The organism is Streptomyces echinatus (genome assembly GCF_014203595.1).
Lineage (GTDB): Bacteria > Actinomycetota > Actinomycetes > Streptomycetales > Streptomycetaceae > Streptomyces > Streptomyces echinatus.
On the sequence record NZ_JACHJK010000002.1, the window covers coordinates 350,743 to 373,624 of the forward strand.

Sequence of the window (22,882 nt, forward strand, 5' to 3'; positions counted from 1 at the left end):
TCCGCAGAATTTCCGGCATGACGACCTCTCCCGATGCCTCCGTCGCCACCCGCCGCCCGGCCGGGGACGCGGCCACCTCGCACTCCGGTGCCGGCAGTGACTTCGCCGGACTGTCCCGGCGGATCGCCGCGGCCGGTCTGCTGAAGCGGCGCCCCGGCTACTACACGGTGCGGCTCGGCCTCGTGACCGGATCGTTCGCCGCCGCCTGGGCCGCCTTCCTCCTGCTGGGCGACACCTGGTGGCAGCTGGTCGTGGCCGCCTTCCTGGCCCTGGTGTTCGGGCAGGTCGCCCTGGTGGCACACGATCTGGCGCACGGGCAGGTCTTCAGGCGGCGCCGGCACAGCGAGATCGGCGGGCGGCTGTTCGGCAATCTCGGCATCGGCATGAGCTACGGGTGGTGGATGAACAAGCACACCCGTCACCACGCCCACCCCAACCATGAGGAACTCGACCCCGATGTCGCCCCGGACATCCTGGTGTGGTCCGCCGAGCAGGCCAGGTCGAGCACCGGGCCGGCGCGCCTCATCGGTGGCCGTCAGGCACTGCTGTTCTTCCCGCTGCTCACCCTGGAAGGCTTCAACCTGCACGTCGCGGGTGTGCGGGCACTGCGTTCGCCGTTCATGAAGAACCGGCTGCTGGAGGGCGCTCTGCTCCTGCTGCACTGCGCCGCGTATCTGTCCGCGCTGTTCCTGGTGCTCTCACCGGGCAAGGCGGTGGCGTTCCTCGTGGTGCACCAGTGCCTGTTCGGCGTCTACCTGGGCTGCACCTTCGCGCCCAACCACAAGGGCATGCCGACGATCACCGGTGAGCAGCGGCTCGACTTCCTGCGGCGCCAGGTCCTGACATCCCGCAACGTGCGCGGCGGCCGGTTCACCGACGCGATGCTGGGCGGCCTCAACTACCAGATCGAGCACCACCTGTTCCCGAGCATGCCCACGGTCCATCTGCGGCGGGCCCGGGTGATCGTGCGGCAGTACTGCGCCGAGATCGGGGTGCCGTACCACGAGACCGGACTGATCCGGTCCTACCGCGAGGCCCTGACGCATCTGCACCGGGTGGGAGAGCCGATCAGGCGGCGGCACGGGGCGTGAACACGGATCCCCCTGCGCACGCGCGCGTGCGGAGGGGGATCGCGGCGTTCGGGGACGGCGGCCGCCCGGCGCCTCAGCCCTGCGGGGACGAGGCCCGGCGGGGCAGCTTCCAGTTCGGCCGCGGGAAGTGGCAGGTGTAGCCGTTCGGGTAGCGCTCCAGGTAGTCCTGGTGCTCGGGCTCGGCCTCCCAGAAGTCGCCCACGGGCTCGACCTCGGTGACCACCTTGCCCGGCCACAGGCCGCTCGCCTCGACGTCCGCGATGGTGTCCACGGCGACGCGGCGCTGTTCCTCGTCGGTGTAGTAGATGGCGGACCGGTAGCTGCGCCCGATGTCGTTGCCCTGGCGGTCCCTCGTGGTCGGGTCGTGGATCTGGAAGAAGAACTCCAGGACATCGCGGTAGGTCGTGGTCATGGGGTCGAAGAGGATCTCGATCGCCTCGGCGTGGTCGCCGTGGTTGCGGTACGTGGCGTCGGGTGTGTCGCCCCCGCTGTAGCCGACGCGGGTGGACACCACGCCCGGCTGCTTGCGGATCAGGTCCTGCATGCCCCAGAAACAACCGCCCGCCAGTACGGCTCGCTCGGTTTCCGATGTCATCGGTCGCTCCCTCACGTTCGAGCCGTTGTCCGGCGCGGTCGTCTACGTACGGTTCTCACGTTCATCCAGCTTATTACTACCTGTGAGTAACCATCGCGCGGACCGGCCGCCCGGAGCGGGCGCCCGGCCGGCCTTGCGCGGGCACCCCCGCCCATGACCCGGAACACGAGTATTGACTCGTAAGGCGGCACTGGCGATCCTCATGGCGCACGGATTACCTAGACATGACAAATCGGTGTGCGCGCGTGCCCGCGGGGGCTGACCTCCTTGTCGGCCGACCGCGCATCCCGCCGACCGAGGGACGTGGGCCGTGGCCATGACCAGCCGCCCGTACCGCCGACGCCGAGACGTCACCATGCTGTCGCTGCTCCTGCTCGTGCTGGCCGCCGTGCTCGGGCCCACCCCGAGCTCGGCGGCCGGGAACGACTGGTGGATCCCGGACGCACGACCGGCACCGGACTCCGGGATCAACGTCACGGGCGCGCCGTTCACGGGCACCGACGCCGAGGGCGACGTGCGCGGGTTCGTCGACGCCCATGACCACCTGTTCGCCAACGAGGCCTTCGGCGGCCGCCTCATCTGCGGCAAGGTGTTCTCCGAGGCCGGTGTCGCCGACGCGCTCAAGGACTGTCCCGAGCACTACCCCGACGGCTCGCTCGCCGTCTTCGACTTCATCACCAAGGGCGGTGACGGCAGGCACGACCCGGTCGGCTGGCCCACCTTCAAGGACTGGCCCGCCCACGACTCGCTGACCCATCAGCAGAACTACTACGCCTGGGTCGAGCGGGCCTGGCGCGGCGGCCAGCGGGTGCTGGTCAACGACCTCGTCACCAACGGGGTCATCTGCTCGGTGTACTTCTTCAAGGACCGCGGCTGCGACGAGATGACGTCCATCCGGCTGCAGGCGAAGATGTCGTACGACCTGCAGGCCTACATCGACAAGATGTACGGCGGCACGGGCAAGGGCTGGTTCCGGATCGTCACCGACAGCGAGCAGGCCCGTGAGGTCGTCGAGCAGGGCAAGCTGGCGGTCGTCCTGGGCGTGGAGACCTCCGAGCCCTTCGGCTGCAAGCAGATCCTGGACGTCGCGCAGTGCAGCAGGGCGGACATCGACAAGGGACTCGACGAGCTGTACGCGCTGGGCGTGCGCAGCATGTTCCTGTGCCACAAGTTCGACAACGCCCTGTGCGGCGTCCGCTTCGACTCGGGCAGTCTAGGAACGGCCATCAACGTCGGGCAGTTCCTGTCGACCGGCACCTTCTGGAAGACGGAGAAGTGCACGGGCCCGCAGGCCGACAACCCCATCGGCTCGGCCGCGGCACCCGGGGCCGAGGCGAAACTCCCGGCGGGGGTCAGTGTCCCCTCGTACGGCTCGGACGCGCGGTGCAACGTCCGCGGACTCACCGACCTGGGTGAGTACGCCGTGCGGGGCATGATGAAACGCAAGATGATGCTGGAGATCGACCACATGAGCGTCAAGGCCGTCGGCCGCGCGCTCGACATCTTCGAGTCGGAGTCCTACCCGGGCGTGATCTCCTCCCACAGCTGGATGGACATGAACTGGACCGAGCGGGTCTACGGACTCGGCGGCTTCGTCGCCCAGTACATGAACGGCTCGGAAGGCTTCGTGGCCGAGGCGAACCGCACCAAGGCACTGCGGGACAAGTACGGCGTGGGCTACGGCTACGGCACGGACATGAACGGTGTCGGCGGCTGGCCCGGGCCCCGGGGCGCGGACGCGCCCGACAAGGTGACCTACCCCTTCCGCAGCGTCGACGGAGGCTCCGTCATCGACCGGGTGACCGCCGGTCAGCGCACCTGGGACATCAACACCGACGGAGCCGCGCACTACGGCCTCGTCCCGGACTGGATCGAGGACATCAGGCGCGTCGGAGGCCAGGGCGTGGTGAACGACCTCTTCCGGGGAGCCGAGTCCTACCTCGGCACCTGGGGTGCGACCGAGCGGCACCAGGCGGCGGTGAACCTCGCCAAGGGAGCCCCGGCCACGGCCAGTTCGGCGGAGTGGTGGAACCCGTTCACCAGCTACGCGCCGGGCCTCGCCGTCGACGGCAGCCGGGACACCCGCTGGGCCAGCGAGTGGAACGACGGCCAGTGGCTGCGCATCGATCTGGGCTCCACCCACCGGGTCGGGCAGGTCACGCTCGACTGGGAGCGCGCGTACGGGAAGTCGTACAACGTCCAGCTCTCGGCGGACGGCTCCGACTGGCGGACGGTCTGGTCGACCACCGCGGGCGACGGCGGCCTCGACACCGTCCGCTTCCCCGGCACGCCGGCGCGCTACGTGCGCATCGCGGGCACGGAGCGGGGCACCAAGTGGGGGTACTCGCTGTACGAGGTCGGCGTGCACAGCGGCTGACACGAGGGCCCGGCGGTGCCGCCGCACTCGGGCGGCACCGCCGGGCCTCACGGTCCGGTGGACCTATTCGGTCACCTTCAGCAGCTTGTTGGCCGTTCCGCTGCCCGGGTTGGTGATCTTGTCGCTGGTGGCGCCGCCGGTCAGCGCCGAGGCGACCTGATCGGGCGTGGCGTCCGGGTGTCCGGCCAGGTAGACGGCGGCGGCTCCGGTGACGTGGGGGGTCGCCATGGAGGTGCCGGATATCGTCTTGGTGCCCTGGTCGCTGTCGTTCCAGTCGGAGGTGATGTCCGAGCCCGGCGCGTAGAGGTCCACGGCCTTGCCGAAGTTGGAGAAGTCCGACTGGGCGTCGTCCTTGGTGCTGGATGCGACCGTGATGGCCTCGGGGACGCGGGCGGGCGAGCTCTGCCCCGCGTCGGCCGACTCGTTGCCGGCGGCGACCGCGAACGTGACACCCGAGGCGATGGCCTTCTTGACCGCCTCGTCGAGTGCGGGGTCGACGCCTCCCCCGAGGCTCATGTTGGCCACCGAGGGGCCCTGGTGGTTCTTGGTCACCCAGTCGATGCCCGCGACGACCTGCTCCGTGGTGCCGGAGCCGTTGTCGTCGAGGACTCTGACGGCGACGATCTTGGCCTTCTTGGCCACGCCGTGGGCGGCACCGGCGATGGTGCCGGCCACGTGGGTGCCGTGGCCGTTGCCGTCGTCGGCCTTGTCGTCGTTGTCGATGGCGTCGAAGCCGTAGGCGGCGCGGCCCTCGAAGTCCTTGTGGCTGATGCGTACGCCGGTGTCGATGACGTACGCGGTCACTCCCTCCCCGGCCTTGTCCGGGTAGGTGTACTTGCCGTCGGCGGCCGTGTCCTTCTGGTCGATGCGGTCCAGGCCCCAGGACGGCGGCTTGTCCTGGGTGGCGTCGATGTGGAACTTCTTGTTCTGGACCACCGTGGACACCGCCGGGTCGGCGGCGAGGCGCTTGGCCTCCGTCTGGGTGAGGCTGTCGGCGGAGAAGCCGTTCACCGCCGAGCCATAGGTCCGGCTGACCTCGCCGCCGTACTCCTCGGCCAGTTCCTGCTTCTCGGCCGAGGACGCCTTCTCGTCCAGCAGGACGATGTAGCTGCCGGCCACGGCCCCTTCGGCGTTCAGGCCGAAGACCGTGCCCTCCGTGGGCTGTCCGGCCTGGGCGAGGGGGGACACGTAGAAGGCGGTGCCCACGACGGTTGCGGCGGCCGCGACCGCGGTGACGGTCCTGGCCCTGCCCATGCGTTTGTGTTGCGCCGTCAAGAGGGGTCTCCTCGCGAAGTGGGGGGATTTGCGTTCGAACGGCAGCGCTGCGCGTGCCCTGGAGCGTGCCGACTTGTCGCGAGCAGATCAATGCCTTGACGTGCCCCTGATGCCTCACGAGGCATCAGTCTCCACAGGACTCACGCACATCCGAGGCAACCCGAACGCAAACGCGCAGCCCGAGAGGCTGGTTGAAACGCCAAGGAACAGTCACGAATTCTCCGTGCCGATTTCTTCACCGGGCGGTCACGCGCCCTGCGGCGGGCGGTAAATCACGTGCGCGTGTCCGCGCCGACGGGATACGTTCCTGCCTGTTCGAAGGGGGAACCGAAGTGGCGAAGCTGAACCAGATCATCGCCGTCGAGAAGGGTGTCAAGGGCAAGTCGCTCCAGGACATCACCGCGGCGCACCACAAGGTGCAGAAGCCGGCCCTGCTGGCGGGCATCTCGCGCACGTACCAGCCGAAGGACGAGGAGGGCGAGCAGCTGCCGCCCGAGTCCACGCGGGTGCAGGTGCAGGCCGAGGACGTGCTGCGCGAGATGTCCGCGTCGCTCACCCGGCTCTTCGACGTCACCGCCACCAAGGACTGGGCGAACTGCGCGGCCCGCGCGGACGTCACGGTCGACGGCCGGACGATCGTCGCCGACGTCCCGGTCAGCTACCTCCTCTTCCTGGAGAAGCAGCTCACCGACCTGCACACGTTCGTCAGGAAGCTGCCCACCCTCGACGCCGCCGAGTCCTGGTCGCACGACCCGTCCACGGACTGGTGGAAGACGGACCCGGTGCGCACGATCCGTACCAGGAAGGTCCCGCGCAACCACGTCAAGGCGGAGGCGACCGACAAGCACCCGGCGCAGGTCGAGGTGTACTACGAGGACGTGCCCATCGGGTACTGGACGACCGTGAAGTTCTCCGGAGCGCTCCCGGCCCGGCGGGTGAACGAGCTGGTCGAGCGGGTCGAGAAGCTCCAGCAGGCGGTGAAGTTCGCCCGCGAGGAGGCCAACGGCGCCGAGGTCACCGACCAGCGGGTCGGCGACGCCGTGTTCGGCTACCTGCTCGGCTGACGCCGGCCGCGGGCAGCAACCATGATCGCCCCCGTGTGCGAGCGCGGGGGTGCGTTTCAGGCGCGGACCGGATTGAGGACCGGTGCGCGCGATGAGCGCAAGCTGACACTGAAGTTCAGCCTGAAGCAGCGGTGACAGTGAAGGTTCGAGTCCTTCCCCCGGCACCACACGGGCCGGGGTGGCCCAACATGGCAGAGGCAGCCGCCGTCAATCTCAGACTCTCGCTCCAGTCTCAGCATCGCCGCCGATCGCCGGATCGACCGAGGCCGGACGAACGCCGTCGGATGCGAGTTCGACTCTCGCCTGCACCTCTTGCACGGTGCGGTAGTTCAAAGGAAGAACACGACGGCATGATGACTGATCCGTCCTCTTAAACGCCGCCGGCGTGCGCAATTGGGTGGCATCCCCAGGGGCCCGGGAGCTGGATACGACTCCCGGGCTCCGCCATGTTCACCGGCCTTCGCGTGCGGCGCCCGGTCGGGGTCCGGCGCGGGCGATCAGCAGGGCGACGTCGTCCTCGCCGCCGGGCGGCCGGAGGATCTCCAGGATACGGTCGCAGGCGTCTTCCGGCTCGCGGCCACGGGTCGCGGTGAGGGCGTCGAGCAGGGTGTCGAGGCGGGCGTCGATGGATTCGCGCCGGGTCTCGACCAGGCCGTCGGTGTAGAGGACCAGTTCGTCACCGGGGCCGAAGGGGATCGTGGTGTCCTCGAAGGGGACTCCGCCCACGCCCAGCGGTGCGCCGGCGGGAAGGTCGAGAAGGCGCGCCTCCCGGCCTGCTCCCAGCAGGGCCGGGGGCAGGTGGCCGGCCAGGCACATGCGGCACTGGCCGCGGTGGGGGTCGTAGACGCAGTAGATGCAGGTGGTGATGGCCTGCTCCACCCCTTCGGTCAGGTGATCGAGGTGATACAGGGCCTCGGCCGGGGCGAGATCGAGCTCGGCGAACGCACGGGCCGCGCTGCGCAGTTGGCCCATGGTGGCGGCGGCGTTGATCCCGCTGCCCATGACGTCACCGACCACCAGGGCGGTCTTGTCCCCCCGCAGGGGTATGGCGTCGTACCAGTCGCCGCCGATCTCGCTCGTGGCGCCGGCGGGCTGGTAGCGGCAGGCGACCTCCAGGCCCGGCAGGTGCGAGGGCAGCTCCGGAAGCATGCTGCGCTGGAGGGTGAGGGCCGCGTGGCGCTGGGTCTGGTAGCCGCGGGCGTTGTCGATGCAGACCGCGGCCCGGGCGGCCAGTTCGGCGGCGAGCAACGCGTCGTCGTCGTCGAAGGGCGCGGGGTTGCGGGTGCGTACGAGATCGAGGGCGCCCAGGACCTCGCCCCGGGCCATGAGCGGTACGGCCAGGTAGGAGTGCACGCCGGCCTCCTCGAGGAGGGAGGCGGCCTCACCGTGGCGGGCGATGCGCTCCAGATCCGGGCGCGTGGTGCGGGGCACCAGGACCGGTTCGCCGGTACGCACGCACCGGGTGATCAGGCGGTCGCTGTCGTAGGTGGCGAGTCCCCCCGGCGGGTCGGCCGCGCCGACGGCCACGGTCGGGTGGGCCGCGCTGACGGCGAGGGCGCGGAAGCGGGCCGGGCCCTCGTCGGGCGCGGTACGGCAGCGGAGGGCACTGTCGAGCAGGTCCACGGCGGCCACGTCGGCCAGGACCGGCACGACGAGGTCGGCGAGCTCGCGCGCCGTGGTCTCCAGGTCGAGGGTGGTGCCCACGCACGCGGAGGCGCCGGCGATCAGCGCCAGCCGCTGCCTGGCCCGAGCCGCCTCGGCGGCCGCCCGATGGCGCTCGGTGACGTCGATGACGGAGTAGGCGAGGCCCAGCACCCGTCCCGCGGAGTCCTCCAGCCGGTAGTACGAGACGGACCAGGCGTGTTCGTGGTCCGGGTCGTTGGGCGGACGGCAGACGATGTCGCGGTCCACGACCGACTCGCCCGTCTCCAGGACATGGCGCAGCCGTGCCTCGGGATCGGTGTTCAGGAACGTGAGGACCTCGCCGACCGGCCGCCCGAGACGCTCGGCGGCGGACTGGCCGGTGATGCGCTCAAGGGCCGGGTTCACGGCGAGGTACCGCAGGTCCGGGCCGAGGATGGCCAGCCCGACCGGGGACTGGGACACCAGCCGCACGGCCAGCGCGGCGTCCCGCTCGACCCGCTGCACGGCGGCCTGGTCCGCGGCGAGGCCCAGTACGTAGGTGTCGCCGAGGTCGTCGAGCAGCCGCATGTTGCGGAATTCCACCAGGCGGGTGCTGCCGTTCTTGTGCCGGATCGGGAAGGCTCCGGCCCAGTCGGAGCCGGACTCCATGACCTCGGCGAAGAGCTTGATCACCTCGTCGCGGTGCTCCTCGTGGACGGTGAGGTCGGCCGCGAACCGGCCCAGCGCCTCTGTCGCGGTGTAACCGAACAGTTCCTCGGCCTTCGGGCTCCAGAAGACCACCTGGCCGTCGGCGTTCAGCACCACCGCGGCGACGCTGAGCAGGTCGAGCAGGCCACTGGGCGGCGCGGCGGGACCGGCCGGCGGCCGGCCGGCGACCTCTCGGGCGGATTCCGTGGTGCCCATGCCTCATTTTCCCTCCCGCTCGGTGGCGTGGCTCGTGCCATACCGGCGGTCTTCCCTTCATACATGGTCGTCCCGGACGAAGGAAGCGCACACCCGCGGCCCGCCACGGCACCCGGGCCGCTCAGGCGGCGCCGACCTGCTCGGATGCGAGCGGATCGAGGAAATCCGGTTCCGGCCGGGACGGGAGACCGGCCGGGACGGCAGGTGTCGGCCGGCAGGGCGGGTGCCCCGCGGCGGCCGGCCCCGGCTTCCCGGGCCGGGACGGGCGGGCTGTGCGAGGCTGGAGCCGATCACGAGCGCCTCGCTCCCTCCGAGTTCGTCACGCCCGGGGATCGGTGAGTACAGATGACTTCGAGGTCCGCCGACGCTCCCGGTACCGGATCGGCCGGCACCGGCAACGGGCCCGCCGTCTCCCGCCGGGAGTTCGACGCGCTCTTCGACGCGGTCCGCACCTGGGGCCGCTGGACCCCGGCCGACCGCGGTGCCTGGAACCGGGTGACCGCGGACCACGTCCGGCGGGCCACGGCCGCGGTGCGCTCCGGGGTGGTCGTCCCGCTGGCGCTGCCCTGGAACACCCGGCCCGGCCCCGACAACCGCCGGGCCGCCCTGCACCACATGACCGATCTCGGTGACGTGGAGAGCCCGGAGCCGTCCACGTACAAGGACTTCATCGGCGCCGACTACCACGGCAAGGGCGTCACGCATCTCGACGCACTGTGTCACATCGCCTACCGGGGGCGGCTCTACGACGGCCGGCCGGCCGGCGACGTCGTCGGCGCCGCGGGGGCCCGCTTCGGAGCGGTGTCGGCGCTCGGGCCCCTCGTCACCAGGGGGGTGCTCCTGGACCTTCCCGCGGTGCTCGGCATCCGCTGGCTGGAGCCGGGACGGGCGGTGCACGCGGCGGACGTCACGGCCGCGGAGCGGGCCCTCGGCGTGACCGTCGGCGAGGGCGACGCGGTGCTCCTGCGCTCCGGACACGTCCGCCGTCGCGCGGAGCTGGGGGCCTGGGACCCCGGCACGGCGAGCGCGGGCTTCCACGTGGACGCCGTTCCGCTGCTGGCCGGGCGTGGTGTCGCACTGCTCGGAGGTGACGGCGACAGTGATGTCCGGCCCTCGCCGGTGGAGGGGGTGCACTCGCCGGTCCATGCCCTGGCCGTGGCCGCGATGGGCGTCCCGCTGCTCGACAACCTCGACCTGGAAGCCCTCTCCGCCGCGGCGGCGGAGGCCGGGCGGTATGAGTTCCTGCTGGTCGTGGCGCCACTGAAGGTGCCGGGCGGGACGGGTTCGCCCGTCAACCCGGTGGCGGTCCTGTGACGGCCGAGCCGGACGATCACGCACAGGAAGTACCGGTTCCGTCGCGACCCATCACCCGAATGTCCGTATTCTCATTTATGTCAGACTGGTTCCGAAAAGCGGACTCTCGCAAGTGAGGCGCAGCGTGGTTCGGTTCGGCGGGACACCGACGCCGACGAGGCGTGCGGCGGGTGACACAGAGCCCGCCCGTTCTCGTGAGCGGTTCCTGGAGGGCGGCCCGGTCGAAGCCGGCGTGCGCGCGCCCATCTCCAGTTCGTGGCAGCGCTGCCGGTCCCTGGGGCTCTCACCGGACCGGAGCGACCTCCCCTTCCGGGATGATTACGACACGGAGGCACGGATCGTCCGCGCGGCCGCACCGGTGCTCGACCGGCTGCGGGACAGGTTCGCCGGCAGTCAGATGAACATCTGCGTCGCCGACGCGAGCGGGACCGTCCTCCTGCGCCGCTTCGGGGAGGCGTCCCTGGCCCGAAGCCTCCCGGCGATCCAGCGCGTCCCGGGATTCGTGTTCGCCGAGCAGTTCGCCGGCACGAACGGCATCGGTCTCGCTCTGGCCGAGCGGCAGCTCATCCGGGTCTACGGCGCCGAGCACTTCGCCGAGCGCGCCCAGACGAGCGCCTGCCGCGCGCTCCCGGTCCGCGACCCGCTCAGCGGCCGTATCGAGGGCGTCCTGTGCTTCGGCTACCCCCGCGGCTTCGACGACCCCGCGCTGGCCACCGTGATACGCAAGGCGGCGCGTGCCATCGAACGGCGGCTGCTCAGACACAGCTCCGCCCGCGAGCGCGCGCTGCTGCGGGCGTATCTGGACACCGCGGCCGAAGCCGCCGTCGGCCGTCACCACACCATCGGCCTGGACGAACTGGCCCTCGGTCAGCACTCCCGGGACCGGGCGATCCTCATGGAGACGGCCACCGAGCTGATCTCTGGCGCGCAGCGGGCCGCCGTCCACGTCCCGCTGTCCGACGGCCGGCGTGTCACGCTGCTGAGCCGTCCGATGACGAGTGCCACCGGGGTCGTGGGCCTGGCCATCGAGGCCGTGCTGCCCGGCCCGGCACCACGGCATCCCCTCGTCGCCCCGCGGCAGGTCGACGAGGTGCCGGTCTTCCCCGCCGGACCCGCCGCTTCCTACGCCGGCCTGCCCCTGGGAGCCGTCACCGTCGCCGCTCCCGGCCGGACCGCCACCGGGGGCAAGGGCGTCACCTGCCTCGGAGCGCCGGACGATCACCCTGCCGCCGTTCCCCCGTCGAGAGGGCTGCTGCTGGTGGGAGAGCCGGAGGTGGCACGGCACGCCCTCGCCGCACGGCGCCGGCTGGAGCTGCTGTCCGAGGCCAGTACGCGCATAGGCACCACCCTGGACGTGCGCCGCACCGCCCAGGAACTGGCGGAGACGGCGGTGCCGCAACTCGCCGACTACGTCACGATCGACCTGCCCGAGGCCGTACTGCGCGGGGAGGAGTCCGCCGACCCGCACGGCGACCTGCACCGCACGGTGGTTCACGGCATCCGCGACGACTGCCCCTTCCATCCGGTCGGCAAGCAGGTCGACTACGGCCCGACCACCCCGCAGCTGCGCTGCCTGACCGACGGGGAGCCGGTGCTCGAACCGGACCTGGAGGCCGCCGCGGGATGGCTCGCCCACGACCCCGAGCACAGCGGGGACCTGCTGGCCCACGTCCACTCCCTCATCGCGGTCCCCCTGGTGGCCCGCGGTGTCGTGCTGGGCGTCGCCGCCTTCTACCGCGGGCGGGATCCCGCGCCCTTCGGCGACGACGACCGGTCACTGGCCCAGGACCTCGCCTCACGTGCCGCGCTGTCCATCGACAACGCCCGGCGCTACACACGCGAACGCACCATGGTGCTCGCCCTGCAGCGCAGCCTGCTCCCGCACGGGCTGCCCGAGCAGGACGCCGTCGACGTCGCCCACCGCTATCTGCCGGCCGAGGCCGACGTGGGCGGGGACTGGTACGACGTCATCCCCCTGTCCGGCAGCCGGGTCGGCCTCATGGTCGGGGACGTCGTCGGCCACGGCATGCTCTCCGCCGCCACCATGGGCCGGCTGCGCACGGCGGCACGCAGCTTCGCCGAACTCGACCTCCCCCCGGACGAGGTCCTCATCCACCTCGACAACCTGGTGGGGCGCCTGGACCGGGAGGACGCCGCCGACGACGAAGCGGACATCATCGGCGCGACCTGCCTGTACGCCATCTACGACCCGACCACACAGCGGTGCACCATGGCCCGCGCCGGGCACCCTCCCCCCGCCCTGGTCAGCCCCGACGGCACGGTGTCCTTCCCGGAGCTGCCCGCCGGCCCTCCCCTCGGCCTGGGGGGCCTGCCCTTCGAAGCGGTCGAGACCGGCCTTCCCGAGGGCAGCCAGCTCGTCCTCTACACCGACGGGCTCATCGAGGACCGGCACCGCGACGTCGACGACGTCCTCGACCAGCTGCGCGAGGCCCTGGCGTACCCGGAGCGCCCGCCCGAGGAGACCTGCCAGGCGGTGCTGCACAGTGTGGCGCCCGCCCACCCCTACGACGACATCGCCCTGCTCGTCGCCCGCACCCGTGCCCTGGACCCCGGCCGGATCGCCACCTGGGACCTGCTGCCCGACCCGGCGCTCGTGGGCGATGTCCGCGCCCGCGCCATGCGTCAGCTGGCCGACTGGGGACTCGACGAAGCCGCGTTCGCCGCGGAGCTGATCCTCAGCGAGCTGGTCACCAACGCCATCCGCCACGGTTCCGGATCCGTCCGCGTCCGGCTGCTCCTCGACCGCACCCTGATCTGCGAGGTCTCCGACGCCAGCAACACCGCCCCGCACCTGCGCCGGGCGGCGAGCACCGACGAGGGCGGCCGGGGACTGTTCCTCGTCGCCCAGCTGGCGCAGAGCTGGGGTACGCGCTATCTGCCGCAGGGCAAGGTCATCTGGGCCGAATGCGGCCTCGACGGCACCTGAGGCCGGCGGCGCCACTGATCCGTTGGGGCCACACCCGCGCAAGAAATCCTGGATGTCATGGATCGTCCCCCTAGGATCGAGGGCGACCGCCGGGACGAACTCGCCAGGCCGACCTCCGGAGCTGTCCGTGCACGACCCTCCCGGCACCGACGCGGAACCGCTGGTCCGCATCCGCGGGCTCAGCAAACGGTTCGGCGGCACCCTCGCGCTGGACGGCGTCGACCTCGACGTACGCGCGGGCAGCGTCCTCGCCCTCCTCGGCCCCAACGGAGCCGGAAAGTCCACCCTCATCAAGGTGCTCGCCGGCGTCCACCACGCCGACGCGGGACACGTCATGGTGGACGGGCACCCGCTGGGCAGCCATGCCGCCTCGCGCGCGATGTCCTTCATCCACCAGGACCTCGGTCTCGTGGACTGGATGACGGTCACCGAGAACATCGCCCTGGGCATCGGCTACCGGCGCCGCGCCGGACTGATCTCCTGGCGGCGCACCCGGGAGCGCTGCGCCGAGGCCCTGCGGACCGTCGCCGGGCACCTCGACCCCGCCACGCCGGTCGCCCGCCTCTCCCCCGCCGAGCGCTCGCTGGTCGCCATCGCCCGTGCCCTCGCCGCCCGGGCGGGGCTCGTCGTCCTCGACGAGCCGACCGCGCGCCTGCCCGCCGCCGACTGCGCCCGGCTCTTCCGTGTCCTGCACGCCCTGCGCGACCAGGGGCACGGCCTCCTCTACGTGAGCCACCGCCTGGACGAGGTGTACGAGGTCGCCGACGCGTTCGCCGTCCTGCGCGACGGCCGGCTCGTCAGCCACGGCGCCCTGGCCGGCCACAGTCCCACCCGGCTGGTGCACGACATCGTCGGCGCGGAACCGGCCCCCTACCGCCCCGCGACCGCCCGCGCCGACGGCCCGGCCGTGCTGAGCCTCGACGGCGTACGGACCGCCGGCGCGGGGCCGGTCGGCCTGGAGCTCGGGGCCGGGGAGGTCCTGGGCCTGGTCGGCCTCTCGGGCGCCGGGCACCGGGAGCTGGGCCGGGCACTCGCCGGTACCCGGCCGCTCCTCGACGGGCGGGTCCTGCTCGGCGGCCGGCCGTACCGGCCGCGCTCGGTCGCCGACGCCGTCCGCCTCGGCGTCGGCTTCGTGCCCGGCGACAGACAGCGGGAGGGCTGCGCCGCCGAGCTGACCGTGCGGGAGAACCTGCTGGCCAACCCGAGCGCCGGTCGTCTCCCGGCGCCGCGGTGGATCGCCCCCCGCCGCGAACGCGCCGAGGCCGCCGGCCTGATCGAACGGTTCTCGGTGCGCCCCCGCGACACCGAGGCACCCATCGGCACGCTGTCCGGCGGAAACCAGCAGAAGGTCATGATCGGCCGGTGGCTCCGGGTGGGTCTGCGCCTGCTGATCCTGGAGGAACCGACCGCGAGCGTGGACATCGGGGCCAAGGCCGCCGTCTACCGCCTGCTCGACGAGGCGCTGGCCGCCGGCCTCGCGGTGCTGCTCGTCTCCACCGACTTCGAGGAGGTGGCGGGCGTCTGCCGGCGCGCCCTGGTGTTCGTCCGCGGGTCCGTGACGGCCAAGCTGAGCGGTCCGGCCCTCACGGTCGCCGGGCTCACCCGGGCCGCCTCGGCCATGCCGCCGTCCGGAACCGCGACGGACTCATGACCGCCCCGCCGTCCTCCTCCTCGTCCCCGTCCCGGCCGCACCGGCGAAGGCCGGCCGGGCACCTCGTCGGCGCCTACGGCCTGCCGGCCCTCACCGTCGTGCTCTTCCTGACCTTCTCCCTCGTCCTGCCGCGCACGTTTCCCACCCGGGACACGGTCGACTCGCTCCTGTACACCCAGTCGGTCCCCGCCGTCCTCGCGCTCGCCGCCACGGTTCCCATCGTGACCGGCGCGTTCGACCTCTCCCTCGGCTACGGCCTCGGCCTGGCGCACGTCATGGTGCTGCGGCTCGTCGTCGACGGGCGGTGGCCGTGGCCCTGGGCCTGCCTCGCGGTGATCGCCGGCGGGGCGCTGGTGGGCGTCCTCAACGGTGTGGTCGTCGAGTACGGCCGGATCGACTCGTTCATCGCCACCCTGGGGACCGGCAGCATGATGTACGCCGTGACCGGCTGGGTCACCGGCGGCGGCCGGATCGTCCCCGGCCCCCAGGGCCTCCCCGCCGCCTTCACCGATCTCTACGACTCCCGGTTCCTCGGCCTCCCGGTCCCCGCCTGCTACGTGCTCGTGCTCGCGGTCGCCCTCTGGCTGGTGCTGCAGCGGCTGCCGCTCGGCCGGTACCTCTACGTCGTCGGCTCCAACCCGCGCGCCGCCGAGCTCGTCGGCATCCCCGTCCGCAGGTACACCGTCTACGCGTTCGCCGCGTCGGGGCTGATCGTCGGTTTCGCCGGTGTGCTGCTCGCGGCCCAGCAGCAGATCGGCAACCCCAGTGTGGGCCTCGACTATCTGCTGCCCGCGTTCGTCGGCGCCCTGCTCGGCTCCACCGCGATCCAGCCCGGACGGCCCAACGCCCTGGGCACGCTCGTCGCCGTCGCCGTGCTCGCCGTCGGCCTCACCGGCATCGGCCAGCTGGGTGCCGACTTCTGGACCATCCCCCTGTTCTACGGCGGCACCCTGCTGCTCGCCGTCGGCCTGGCCGGTTACTCCGCCCGCCGGCTGCGCACCGGGGCCGACATGTCCGCCGTACCCCTGGAGCCGCCGCCTGCGGGGCGGGACGGCGACCCGACGGACGCCGCGCCATGACCCGGCTCACGGATCGCCGGTCGCCGCACCCCCGCTTCCCTCCGCGAGGAGCGTCGGCGCACCGCGGCCGCGAGGCCGTCCCCCGCGTGGCCGGGGCACGGCCGGCCGCCGTCGCCCTGCTGCTGGCGGCGACCGCCCTCGCGGGCTGCGAACGCGGCTCGTCGCATCTTCCCGGGGTCTCCCCCACGGGCCCGGGCGGCTGTCCCGCGGCCCAGGCCGAGGCCCGGACCGCCGTCAGCCGGGCGGAGCGCGGCGACGTCCCCTGGGGCGGACCGACCGGTGGCCCCGCGGCGGTGCCGGGCAAGACGATCGTCTACGTTGCACAGACCATGACCAACCCCGGCGTCGCGGGCGTCGCCCAGGGCGTACGGGAGGCCGCGCGGGTCATCGGCTGGAACGTCCGGGTGATCGACGGAGAGGGCACCCCCGCCGGCATCCAGGCGGCGCTGGGCGAGGCCGTGTCCCTCAGGCCCTCGGGCATCGTCCTCGGCGGTTTCGACCCCGGCTCCACCTCCCAGCAGGTGGCGCGGGCCACCGCGGCGCACATCCCGCTCGTCGGCTGGCACGCGGTCGCGTCCCCCGGCCCCAGCACCGACCCCCCTCTCTTCACCAACGTCACCACCGACGTCGACGCCGTCGCCGGGATCAGCGCGCGGTGGGTCATCGCACGCTCCCACGGCAACGCCGGGGTCGTCCTCTTCACCGATGCCTCGATCCCGTTCGCCCGGCACAAGTCCGACCTGATCGCCCAGGGGCTGGCCGCCTGTTCCGGCGTGCGGCTGCTGGCGAACGAGAACATCCCGATCCCGGACGCGAGCAGCCGTACGCCCAGGGAGGTCTCCGTCCTGCTCTCCCGTTTCGGGAGCCGGTGGACCCACTCGGTCGCGATCAACGACCTGTACTTCGCCGACGCGGCCCCCGCCTTCCGGGCGGCCGGGGAGAAGGGGTCCGGCCCGCCGTTCAACATCGGCGCGGGTGACGGCGACCCCTCCGCGTTCCAGCGCATCAACAGCGGGCAGTACCAGGCGGCCACCGTCCCCGAACCGCTGACGCTGCAGGGCTGGCAGATCCTCGACGAGTTCAACCGCGCCTTCTCCGGCCGTCCGGCCAGCGGCTATGTCGCGCCCGTCCATGTCTCCACGGCGGGCAACAGCGCGGGGGCCATGACCTGGAACCCGTCGGGCTACCGGGAGGCGTACCGGAAGATCTGGGGCGGGTGACGCGGCCGCCGCCGGCGGCCGCGTCCCGCGTCTTCCGGGGCTCTCAGGTCTCCTTCGGTGCGGCGCTGTGCCACGGCACGAAGGCGTTGGTCAGCCCGGAGAGGGCCGTACGCAGCTCGGGGTGGTGCCGCAGCAGGACGGTGACCATGCTGTTGTCGTCGATCCAGGCCATGCCGGCCTTGGAGTAGACCTCGGGGGTGTAGTGGGTGGTGAAGAACCGGTCGCTGTTGAGCCGGCGGGACGCCATGAGGATGAAGATGCGGAAAGCCGTGTCGCTGAAGGCGAATCCGGGCGGCAGTTTCTCCGCGTACAGCCCGACCATCAGGTCGACCTTCTCGATGTCGCCGTCGTAGAGCCGCTCGATCTGCCCGGCCCACGCCGGATCGTGCGCGAGCTCCGTGAAGCTCCCTGCGGGCTTGAGGCGCAGCAGCCGGCGGAACTCGTTGTAGCGGGGCACGCCCAGTTCGCGGGAGCGCAGGATGTCGGTGGCGGCGAGGTCCTGCAGAAACCCGTCCGGCCGCTCGAACTCCTGCAGGAACCTGGGGAAGTTGTGCAGGGTGACCAGTCCGGGATGCAGGGTGCCGAAGCTGTAGAGCAGGTCGGCCATCTCCGTGGTCTCCAGGAACTTCAGCGCTCCGGGACCGGAGATGTCACGCAGGGTGCAGTGGCGCAGGGACGTGTCGTCGGCGACGGCGCGCAGATGCCAGTCGTCGCGGATCAGCGGGTGCATGCGGTACACCGCCACGAACTCCTCGGTGAGCGCGTACGGGACGCCGTAGTGGTCGGTCTCGCCGCCGGGGATGCCGCTGATGACCTCGCTGTCGCTGATGCGCCCGAGCAGGTTGTGGACGCGCTCCTCCGCGATGCCCCACCAGTTGGCGCGCAGCGCCTTGACCGTGGTGGGGTGGCTGATCACGGCCGGTGTCCACTCCACGGTGTGGATCTTCGCGAGGAGCGCGGAGTTGATCAGCCGGGCGCGCTGGAACAGTTCCTCGTCGCTCCAGGACGGGTAGGCGCCGTGCAGGTGGTCGCAGATCGCGTTGTGCTCCCGGGTGAACAGGTCCTGCATCATGGCGAGGCCCAGCCAGAAGCCGGGCACGCGGGCGGGGTCCTGGGCGGGGTCGGCCGGCACGGGCGGCTGCTCGCCGTCCCACAGGTGCAGCCGGCCCAGTTCTCCGGTGCGCAGCTGGTGCTGCTCGGACTCGCTCTTCCCGTAGATCTGGGACGCGTCCCACCAGTGGGAGGACACGTTGACGCGGGTGTCGGGCGTACCGGCCGGTGCGTGGGGGTCGCGCGTGGGGTCGTCCGGGGTCCGCATGATCTTCATGGGGTGTTCGGGCCAGGGGTCGTCGTCCAGCAGGGGAACCTCCCAGGGCCGGTCCGCGGGGCTCGTGCCGTGGCTGAACCAGTCCCGGATCATGAACTGGAGCCAGGCGGCGACCAGGGAGTTGACGGATTCGGCCGGGACGAGCCCGTCACGGGTGAGCAGGGTCCGGCTGACCTCGCGCGGACTGGGCGCGGACAGTACGTCCTCGGGTGCGGCCGGGGCGATGGCCTCCAGCGGAATGTTCCGGCCGAAGCGGGTGCCGGCCATGCCCATGCGCGGCTCGCCGAGGTCGTTGTGGCTGCCGTCCGCGGTCCGGTTGACCTGGTGGCTCGCGGACGGGGGCGCGGGCTCGGGTTCGTCGGCCGCGGGCAGCCCGCCGGTGTCGTACAGGTTCTTCTGCCGGAGCCGGACCCGCAGCCCGAAGAGCGTCAGCAGGCCCGCCGGCACGGGCAGTCTGTCCCAGCCGATGCGCCGGTCGACGTACTGGGCGGCACCGGTGATGATCCGCCAGGGCAAGGACGTGCGGTATCCGGCCGGGGAGCGCCGTGGGGCGCGTCGGTGCGTGGTCATCGCGATACTCCTTGGGTGACTCCGGATCGTTTCGTTCGGGGGGCGGACGGGACGGGGGCGGGGACCCGCCTGGAGGGGGCGGGGACGGGGGCCGCCCGGCGGGGACGGTGGCGGGGGTCAGGCGCGGGCGGCGTCGTGGAGGATCACGTCGCTCGCCTTCTCGCTGATCATGTAGATGGGGGTGGCGACGAAGAAGCCGGGGATGTGCGGGAAGACCGAGGCGTCGACGATCCGCAGCCGGTCCACCCCGCGGACCCGGAAGGCGCTGTCGACGACCGCCGAGGGGTCGTCGGCGCCTCCCATCCGGCAGGTGCACGACGCGTGGTGGCCCCAGGCCTCGTCCTGCACGAAACGCCGGACGGCGTCGCGGTCGCCGGCCTCTTCGCCGGGCCACAGCTCCTTGAGGACCACGGCGTCGGCCCGCTGGTTCATTCCGCGCACGAACTCCACGGCGTCGGCCATCGCCTCGAGGTCGAGGCCCTCCTTGTCCGTGCCCTCGGTGAAGTAGTGGAAGTCCACCAGTGGGGTGTCGCGCGGGTCCGTGGAGCGCAGCCGGACCCGGCCTCCCGTGTTGCGGGTGCGGCTCTTGAGGATCGCCCAGGTGAATCGGTCCTTGTGGTGGGTCAGGTCGAGGGAGTAGCCGGGCCGGTAGCCCCGGAAGTCGAAGGGACCGCCGAAGATGAACAGGTCGGGGGCGTCCAGGTCCGGGCGGGACTTGCGGGTGATGCCGAGGACGGCGCCGTTGGTGGTGTACAGGCCCTCGCCCTCCCGCCACTGCCGGTAGCAGCGATCCGGTTCGGTCCCGGGCCTCGGGGCGTGGAAGGCGCACTCCTCGACGATCGGGAACGCGCGGCGCATCTGGCTGACCACGCCGACCTCGTACCGGTCCTGGAGATGCGCGCCCACGCCGTACAGGCCGGCCCGTACGGGGATGCCGTGCCGCCCCAGCTCCTCGGGCGGTCCGATGCCCGAAAGCATCAGCAGCTGCGGCGTGTTGAAGGCGCCGGCGGCCAGGATCACCTCACGGGAGGCGACGACCCGGCGCGGCACCGCCGGACCGGAGTCCGCGCCGGGATCGGCCCGGTAGGCGTGCGCCCCGTCCAGGTAGTCGACGCCGGTCGCCGCGTTCCCTTCGTCCAGGACGATCCGGGTCGCCAGCGCGTGCGTGCGGACCGTCAGATGACCGGGGTGTTCGCGCTGCACGGCCCGGACGCGTTCGCGTACGGCGCTGCGGCGGCCCGCGGCCGTGGAGAGGGGGATCTGCCACAGCCCTTGCAGCGCCTGGGTCTGCACCCGCCAGTCGTTGGGGTCGGCGAAGGAACCGAAGCCCTCCAGGGGGGACAGCGGCCGGTCGAGGAAGCCGGCCAGCTCCTCCTCCGCGGCGGAGACGATGACCTTCAGCAACTGCGCGTCCTGCACGGCCAGTCGGGGATCGGCCAGGGCGGTGGGCAGCCAGCCGTCGAACCCGTGCCGGGCGTCGTTGCGGTACCGGGCCGCCACGAAGGGCAGGTGGCGGAGCAGCACGGCCAGGAGCGGGTTGCCGGGCGGCCGCTTGGGCCTCGGCCGGTAGGTACAGCGTTCCAGCCGCTCGAAGTACCGGCGCATGGCCGTGCTGTGCCAGCTGGGGTCGCCGGTCTCCGCCGCGATGGCGTCCCAGTCGGCGTTGTACGGGTAGACGGTGATCAGCGCATGGTGTGCGGTGCACCCGCCGACCGTGCCGGCGCGCGGGTAGAGGATGCCCTCGTCCGGTACGAACTTGCTGTCGCGCCGTTGCTGCCGGTCGTCGGCGTAGTGCCGTACGAAGTAGTTCCAGCACTGCGCGGGATCCTCGGAGGCGTCGGCGTGGAACGCGGGCACCAGGTAGTTGTCGTCGTCCTCGGCGCCGCCGGCGTCCAGGAGCAGGGTGCGCATCCCCGCGGCGGCGAGGTTGGCCGCCAGTGGCCCCCCACCGGCGCCCGCTCCGACGACGACGTAGTCGAAGCCCGTCTCGGTGGGCGGGGCGGCCCCTGGATGAGTGGTCACTTCCGGCCGCCCTTCGGGGAGTCGGTGAGCGCGGCGGTGCCGCTGACGGCCAGGGCGGTGTTCAGGGCCGAGATGAGCGTGGTCAGTACCGCGGTGTGCGGCGCGACACGTCCGTTGACGCCGAGCATGGCCGCCGTCGCGGTGTCACTGGCATGGATCAGGATGCCGTCGCGGACGTCGTCGCGCAGTCGCTCGCCGCTGTGGGTCAGCAGGTCGAGTCCGAGCAGGACCGTGCGGATGCCGAAGAGGCGAAAGGCGTAGACCGCTGCCGGGCTGGGCGGATCGCGGTCGGGGTCGAACCGCCGGATGAGCGATTCCGGTGCCAGCAGCCCGGCGGCACCGTTGAAGAGTCTGATTCCGGCCAGGAGGTACACCGGGACCGGTCGGGTGGAGGCAGGGGCCGTGGCCATGACGTCTCCTGAGGGTGTGGTGATTCTCGCGGTGACGGGACCATTCGCCGAACCCCACGGCAAGGGAGAGGAACACCCTGGACGCACTCTTGGTGACCACGCTAGGTCACCGCCTGCCCAACTGCCACTCGGGGCACACGACTCAACGTTGAATCCGCAATGGTCAAACGGGCACACATCCCCACCCGCCGGTGGCGGGCCCTCTCCGGATGACCGCGAACGACGCGTAACGGCGGACGATCACGACGGACGGACGCGACGGACGCCGTCGGTCCTGACGGATTGCCGCTCCCCTCCCGACGGGCGGCGCCCTGGCTGAGCTCACCCGAGCTGACGCCCTGTCATCTCGCTCCGCGGGCCGCCGTCGCCCGGCCGGGAGGAACTTCGGGTACGCGCTGCCGTCCCCGCGCTCACCGGTCAGGGCAGCGTCCAGAACCGTACGGTGACGAGATAGAACAGGGCGGCCCAGCAGACCATCGCCACCGCGACGATGCCGAGGCCGCGGAGGTCGGTCCTGGCCGCCGGTTCGTCCGGTGGCGGCCGCAGCCACCGCCCGAGCAGCGGGTTCACGTAGTAGGGCATGGTCAGGAAGCTCATGAGGAAACTCGACAGCAGGTTGCCCACGAGCAGCCCGATCCAGAGCCGCAGGTGCAGCGGGGAGAGAGCGAGCGTCAGCAGGACGACGGTCGGATACAGACCGACCCAGATGGCGAGGGAGGTCCTGGTCTCGGAGGGCGGCGGCGGTGTCTCCTTGCCGTTGCCCTCGAAGGCGAACCAGCTGCCGAACGAGTTGTCTATCGTCCGCAGCTTGAAGTCGCTGAACTTCTCGCCCGCGGCCAGGACCTCCTGCCGTTGGGGTGACGTCAGCCAGGCGTCGAGGTGCTCGGCGCTGTCGTAGCGGTACAGCGTGGTCCATTCCTCCTGCAGGCCCTCGATGGGGCGGAACAGCTCGGTCCCGCGGAACCCGGCGAACTTGCTCTCCGCCTCGACCATGTGGCGCTGCCAGTCGAGGAAGGCGTCCACATGGCTGGGGTGGACGCGGTGGGTGACCACCACGGTGACCAGCGGATCCAGTGCCTGGGTGCCGCTGCTGACCACCTGCTGGGTCGCCGGACCGTCGAAGTACCTGGCACCGACGTCCAGGTACGTCTGCCGGGTGGCGCTGTTGATCCACGCCTGCAGATGCGCCACCGAGTCGAACCGGTACACGACGACCCAGTCGGGCTGGAGCGGTGTCGGCGGGGAGACCTCGGCGCCGAGGAAGCCGGGGTAGTAGGCCGCCGCCGTGTTCAGGTCCTCCTGCCACTTCTCGAACTCCCGCTCCGTGCCGGGCAGGACCTTCTGGCCGATGATCGCCGTCGCCGCGGCGGCTACGTTCTTCTGGATGCTCATG

The 22,882-nt window shown here is 71.8% G+C and carries 15 protein-coding genes; 8 read left to right on the plus strand and 7 right to left on the minus strand.

From position 1 onward, the window contains the following. Positions 1-17 precede the first annotated feature (17 nt). The gene (locus FHS34_RS06120; RefSeq protein ID WP_184961943.1) at positions 18-1,091 is read left to right on the plus strand and encodes a fatty acid desaturase family protein; all 1,074 of its coding nucleotides are present in this window, start codon (positions 18-20) and stop codon (positions 1,089-1,091) included. 73 nt (positions 1,092-1,164) lie between these two features. On the opposite strand, the gene msrA is transcribed toward FHS34_RS06120, so the two are convergent. Then, complete coding sequence (gene msrA / locus FHS34_RS06125) at positions 1,165-1,686, minus strand: peptide-methionine (S)-S-oxide reductase MsrA (protein ID WP_184961945.1); 522 nt, start codon at positions 1,684-1,686, stop codon at positions 1,165-1,167. A 316-nt stretch (positions 1,687-2,002) separates the two neighbouring features. Between msrA and FHS34_RS06130 the strand changes: the two genes are divergently transcribed. Continuing rightward, the gene (locus FHS34_RS06130) at positions 2,003-4,063 is read left to right on the plus strand and encodes a galactose-binding domain-containing protein (RefSeq protein WP_184962859.1); all 2,061 of its coding nucleotides are present in this window, start codon (positions 2,003-2,005) and stop codon (positions 4,061-4,063) included. Between the two features lie 63 nt (positions 4,064-4,126). Here FHS34_RS06130 and FHS34_RS06135 read toward each other — a convergent pair whose 3' ends face one another. Beyond that, positions 4,127-5,317, minus strand: coding sequence for a S8 family peptidase (locus FHS34_RS06135; protein ID WP_184962861.1), 1,191 nt, complete (start codon positions 5,315-5,317; stop codon positions 4,127-4,129). 353 nt (positions 5,318-5,670) lie between these two features. Here FHS34_RS06135 and FHS34_RS06140 point away from each other — a divergent pair, with 353 nt between their 5' ends. After that, positions 5,671-6,402, plus strand: coding sequence for a DUF7873 family protein (locus FHS34_RS06140; protein WP_184961947.1), 732 nt, complete (start codon positions 5,671-5,673; stop codon positions 6,400-6,402). Between the two features lie 450 nt (positions 6,403-6,852). Here FHS34_RS06140 and FHS34_RS06145 read toward each other — a convergent pair whose 3' ends face one another. Next, the gene (locus FHS34_RS06145) at positions 6,853-8,949 is read right to left on the minus strand and encodes a SpoIIE family protein phosphatase (RefSeq protein ID WP_184961949.1); all 2,097 of its coding nucleotides are present in this window, start codon (positions 8,947-8,949) and stop codon (positions 6,853-6,855) included. Positions 8,950-9,294: 345 nt separating this feature from the next. On the opposite strand from FHS34_RS06145, the gene FHS34_RS06150 reads away from it, so the two are divergent. From FHS34_RS06150 to FHS34_RS06170, 5 genes are all read left to right on the plus strand, one after another. Beyond that, the gene (locus FHS34_RS06150; RefSeq protein WP_184961951.1) at positions 9,295-10,263 is read left to right on the plus strand and encodes a cyclase family protein; all 969 of its coding nucleotides are present in this window, start codon (positions 9,295-9,297) and stop codon (positions 10,261-10,263) included. A gap of 124 nt (positions 10,264-10,387) precedes the next feature. Next, on the plus strand, positions 10,388-13,210 hold the full coding sequence (locus tag FHS34_RS06155) for a SpoIIE family protein phosphatase (protein WP_184961953.1): 2,823 nt from the start codon (positions 10,388-10,390) through the stop codon (positions 13,208-13,210). Between the two features lie 121 nt (positions 13,211-13,331). Next, positions 13,332-14,861, plus strand: a complete 1,530-nt coding sequence (locus FHS34_RS06160) for a sugar ABC transporter ATP-binding protein (protein WP_372478587.1) — start codon at positions 13,332-13,334, stop codon at positions 14,859-14,861. Beyond that, positions 14,858-15,940 carry an ABC transporter permease gene (locus tag FHS34_RS06165; protein WP_184961957.1) on the plus strand — a complete coding sequence of 361 codons (1,083 nt, stop codon included), beginning with the start codon at positions 14,858-14,860 and terminating at the stop codon, positions 15,938-15,940. The genes FHS34_RS06160 and FHS34_RS06165 overlap by 4 nt, the downstream gene beginning before the upstream one ends. 86 nt (positions 15,941-16,026) lie before the next feature. Beyond that, positions 16,027-17,160, plus strand: coding sequence for a substrate-binding domain-containing protein (locus FHS34_RS06170; RefSeq protein ID WP_225817546.1), 1,134 nt, complete (start codon positions 16,027-16,029; stop codon positions 17,158-17,160). A 43-nt stretch (positions 17,161-17,203) separates the two neighbouring features. Here the strand turns inward: FHS34_RS06170 and FHS34_RS06175 are convergent, their stop codons facing one another. From FHS34_RS06175 to FHS34_RS06190, 4 genes are all read right to left on the minus strand, one after another. Further along, on the minus strand, positions 17,204-19,057 hold the full coding sequence (locus FHS34_RS06175) for a peroxidase family protein (protein WP_184961961.1): 1,854 nt from the start codon (positions 19,055-19,057) through the stop codon (positions 17,204-17,206). A 117-nt stretch (positions 19,058-19,174) separates the two neighbouring features. Then, positions 19,175-21,079, minus strand: a complete 1,905-nt coding sequence (locus tag FHS34_RS42280) for a GMC family oxidoreductase (RefSeq protein ID WP_308288302.1) — start codon at positions 21,077-21,079, stop codon at positions 19,175-19,177. After that, complete coding sequence (locus FHS34_RS06185; RefSeq protein ID WP_184961963.1) at positions 21,076-21,489, minus strand: hypothetical protein; 414 nt, start codon at positions 21,487-21,489, stop codon at positions 21,076-21,078. Before FHS34_RS06185 ends, FHS34_RS42280 begins: the two co-directional genes overlap by 4 nt. 417 nt (positions 21,490-21,906) lie before the next feature. After that, on the minus strand, positions 21,907-22,881 hold the full coding sequence (locus FHS34_RS06190) for an antibiotic biosynthesis monooxygenase (protein WP_184961965.1): 975 nt from the start codon (positions 22,879-22,881) through the stop codon (positions 21,907-21,909). Position 22,882: the final 1 nt, after the last annotated feature.

Coding starts and splice junctions, on each gene's coding strand:
- FHS34_RS06120 (WP_184961943.1), top strand. CDS start 18: ATGACGACCTCTCCCGATGCCTCCGTCGCCACCCGCCGCCCGGCCGGG.
- msrA (WP_184961945.1), bottom strand. CDS start 1,686: ATGACATCGGAAACCGAGCGAGCCGTACTGGCGGGCGGTTGTTTCTGG.
- FHS34_RS06130 (WP_184962859.1), top strand. CDS start 2,003: ATGACCAGCCGCCCGTACCGCCGACGCCGAGACGTCACCATGCTGTCG.
- FHS34_RS06135 (WP_184962861.1), bottom strand. CDS start 5,317: ATGGGCAGGGCCAGGACCGTCACCGCGGTCGCGGCCGCCGCAACCGTC.
- FHS34_RS06145 (WP_184961949.1), bottom strand. CDS start 8,949: ATGGGCACCACGGAATCCGCCCGAGAGGTCGCCGGCCGGCCGCCGGCC.
- FHS34_RS06150 (WP_184961951.1), top strand. CDS start 9,295: ATGACTTCGAGGTCCGCCGACGCTCCCGGTACCGGATCGGCCGGCACC.
- FHS34_RS06165 (WP_184961957.1), top strand. CDS start 14,858: ATGACCGCCCCGCCGTCCTCCTCCTCGTCCCCGTCCCGGCCGCACCGG.
- FHS34_RS06175 (WP_184961961.1), bottom strand. CDS start 19,057: ATGACCACGCACCGACGCGCCCCACGGCGCTCCCCGGCCGGATACCGC.
- FHS34_RS06185 (WP_184961963.1), bottom strand. CDS start 21,489: ATGGCCACGGCCCCTGCCTCCACCCGACCGGTCCCGGTGTACCTCCTG.
- FHS34_RS06190 (WP_184961965.1), bottom strand. CDS start 22,881: ATGAGCATCCAGAAGAACGTAGCCGCCGCGGCGACGGCGATCATCGGC.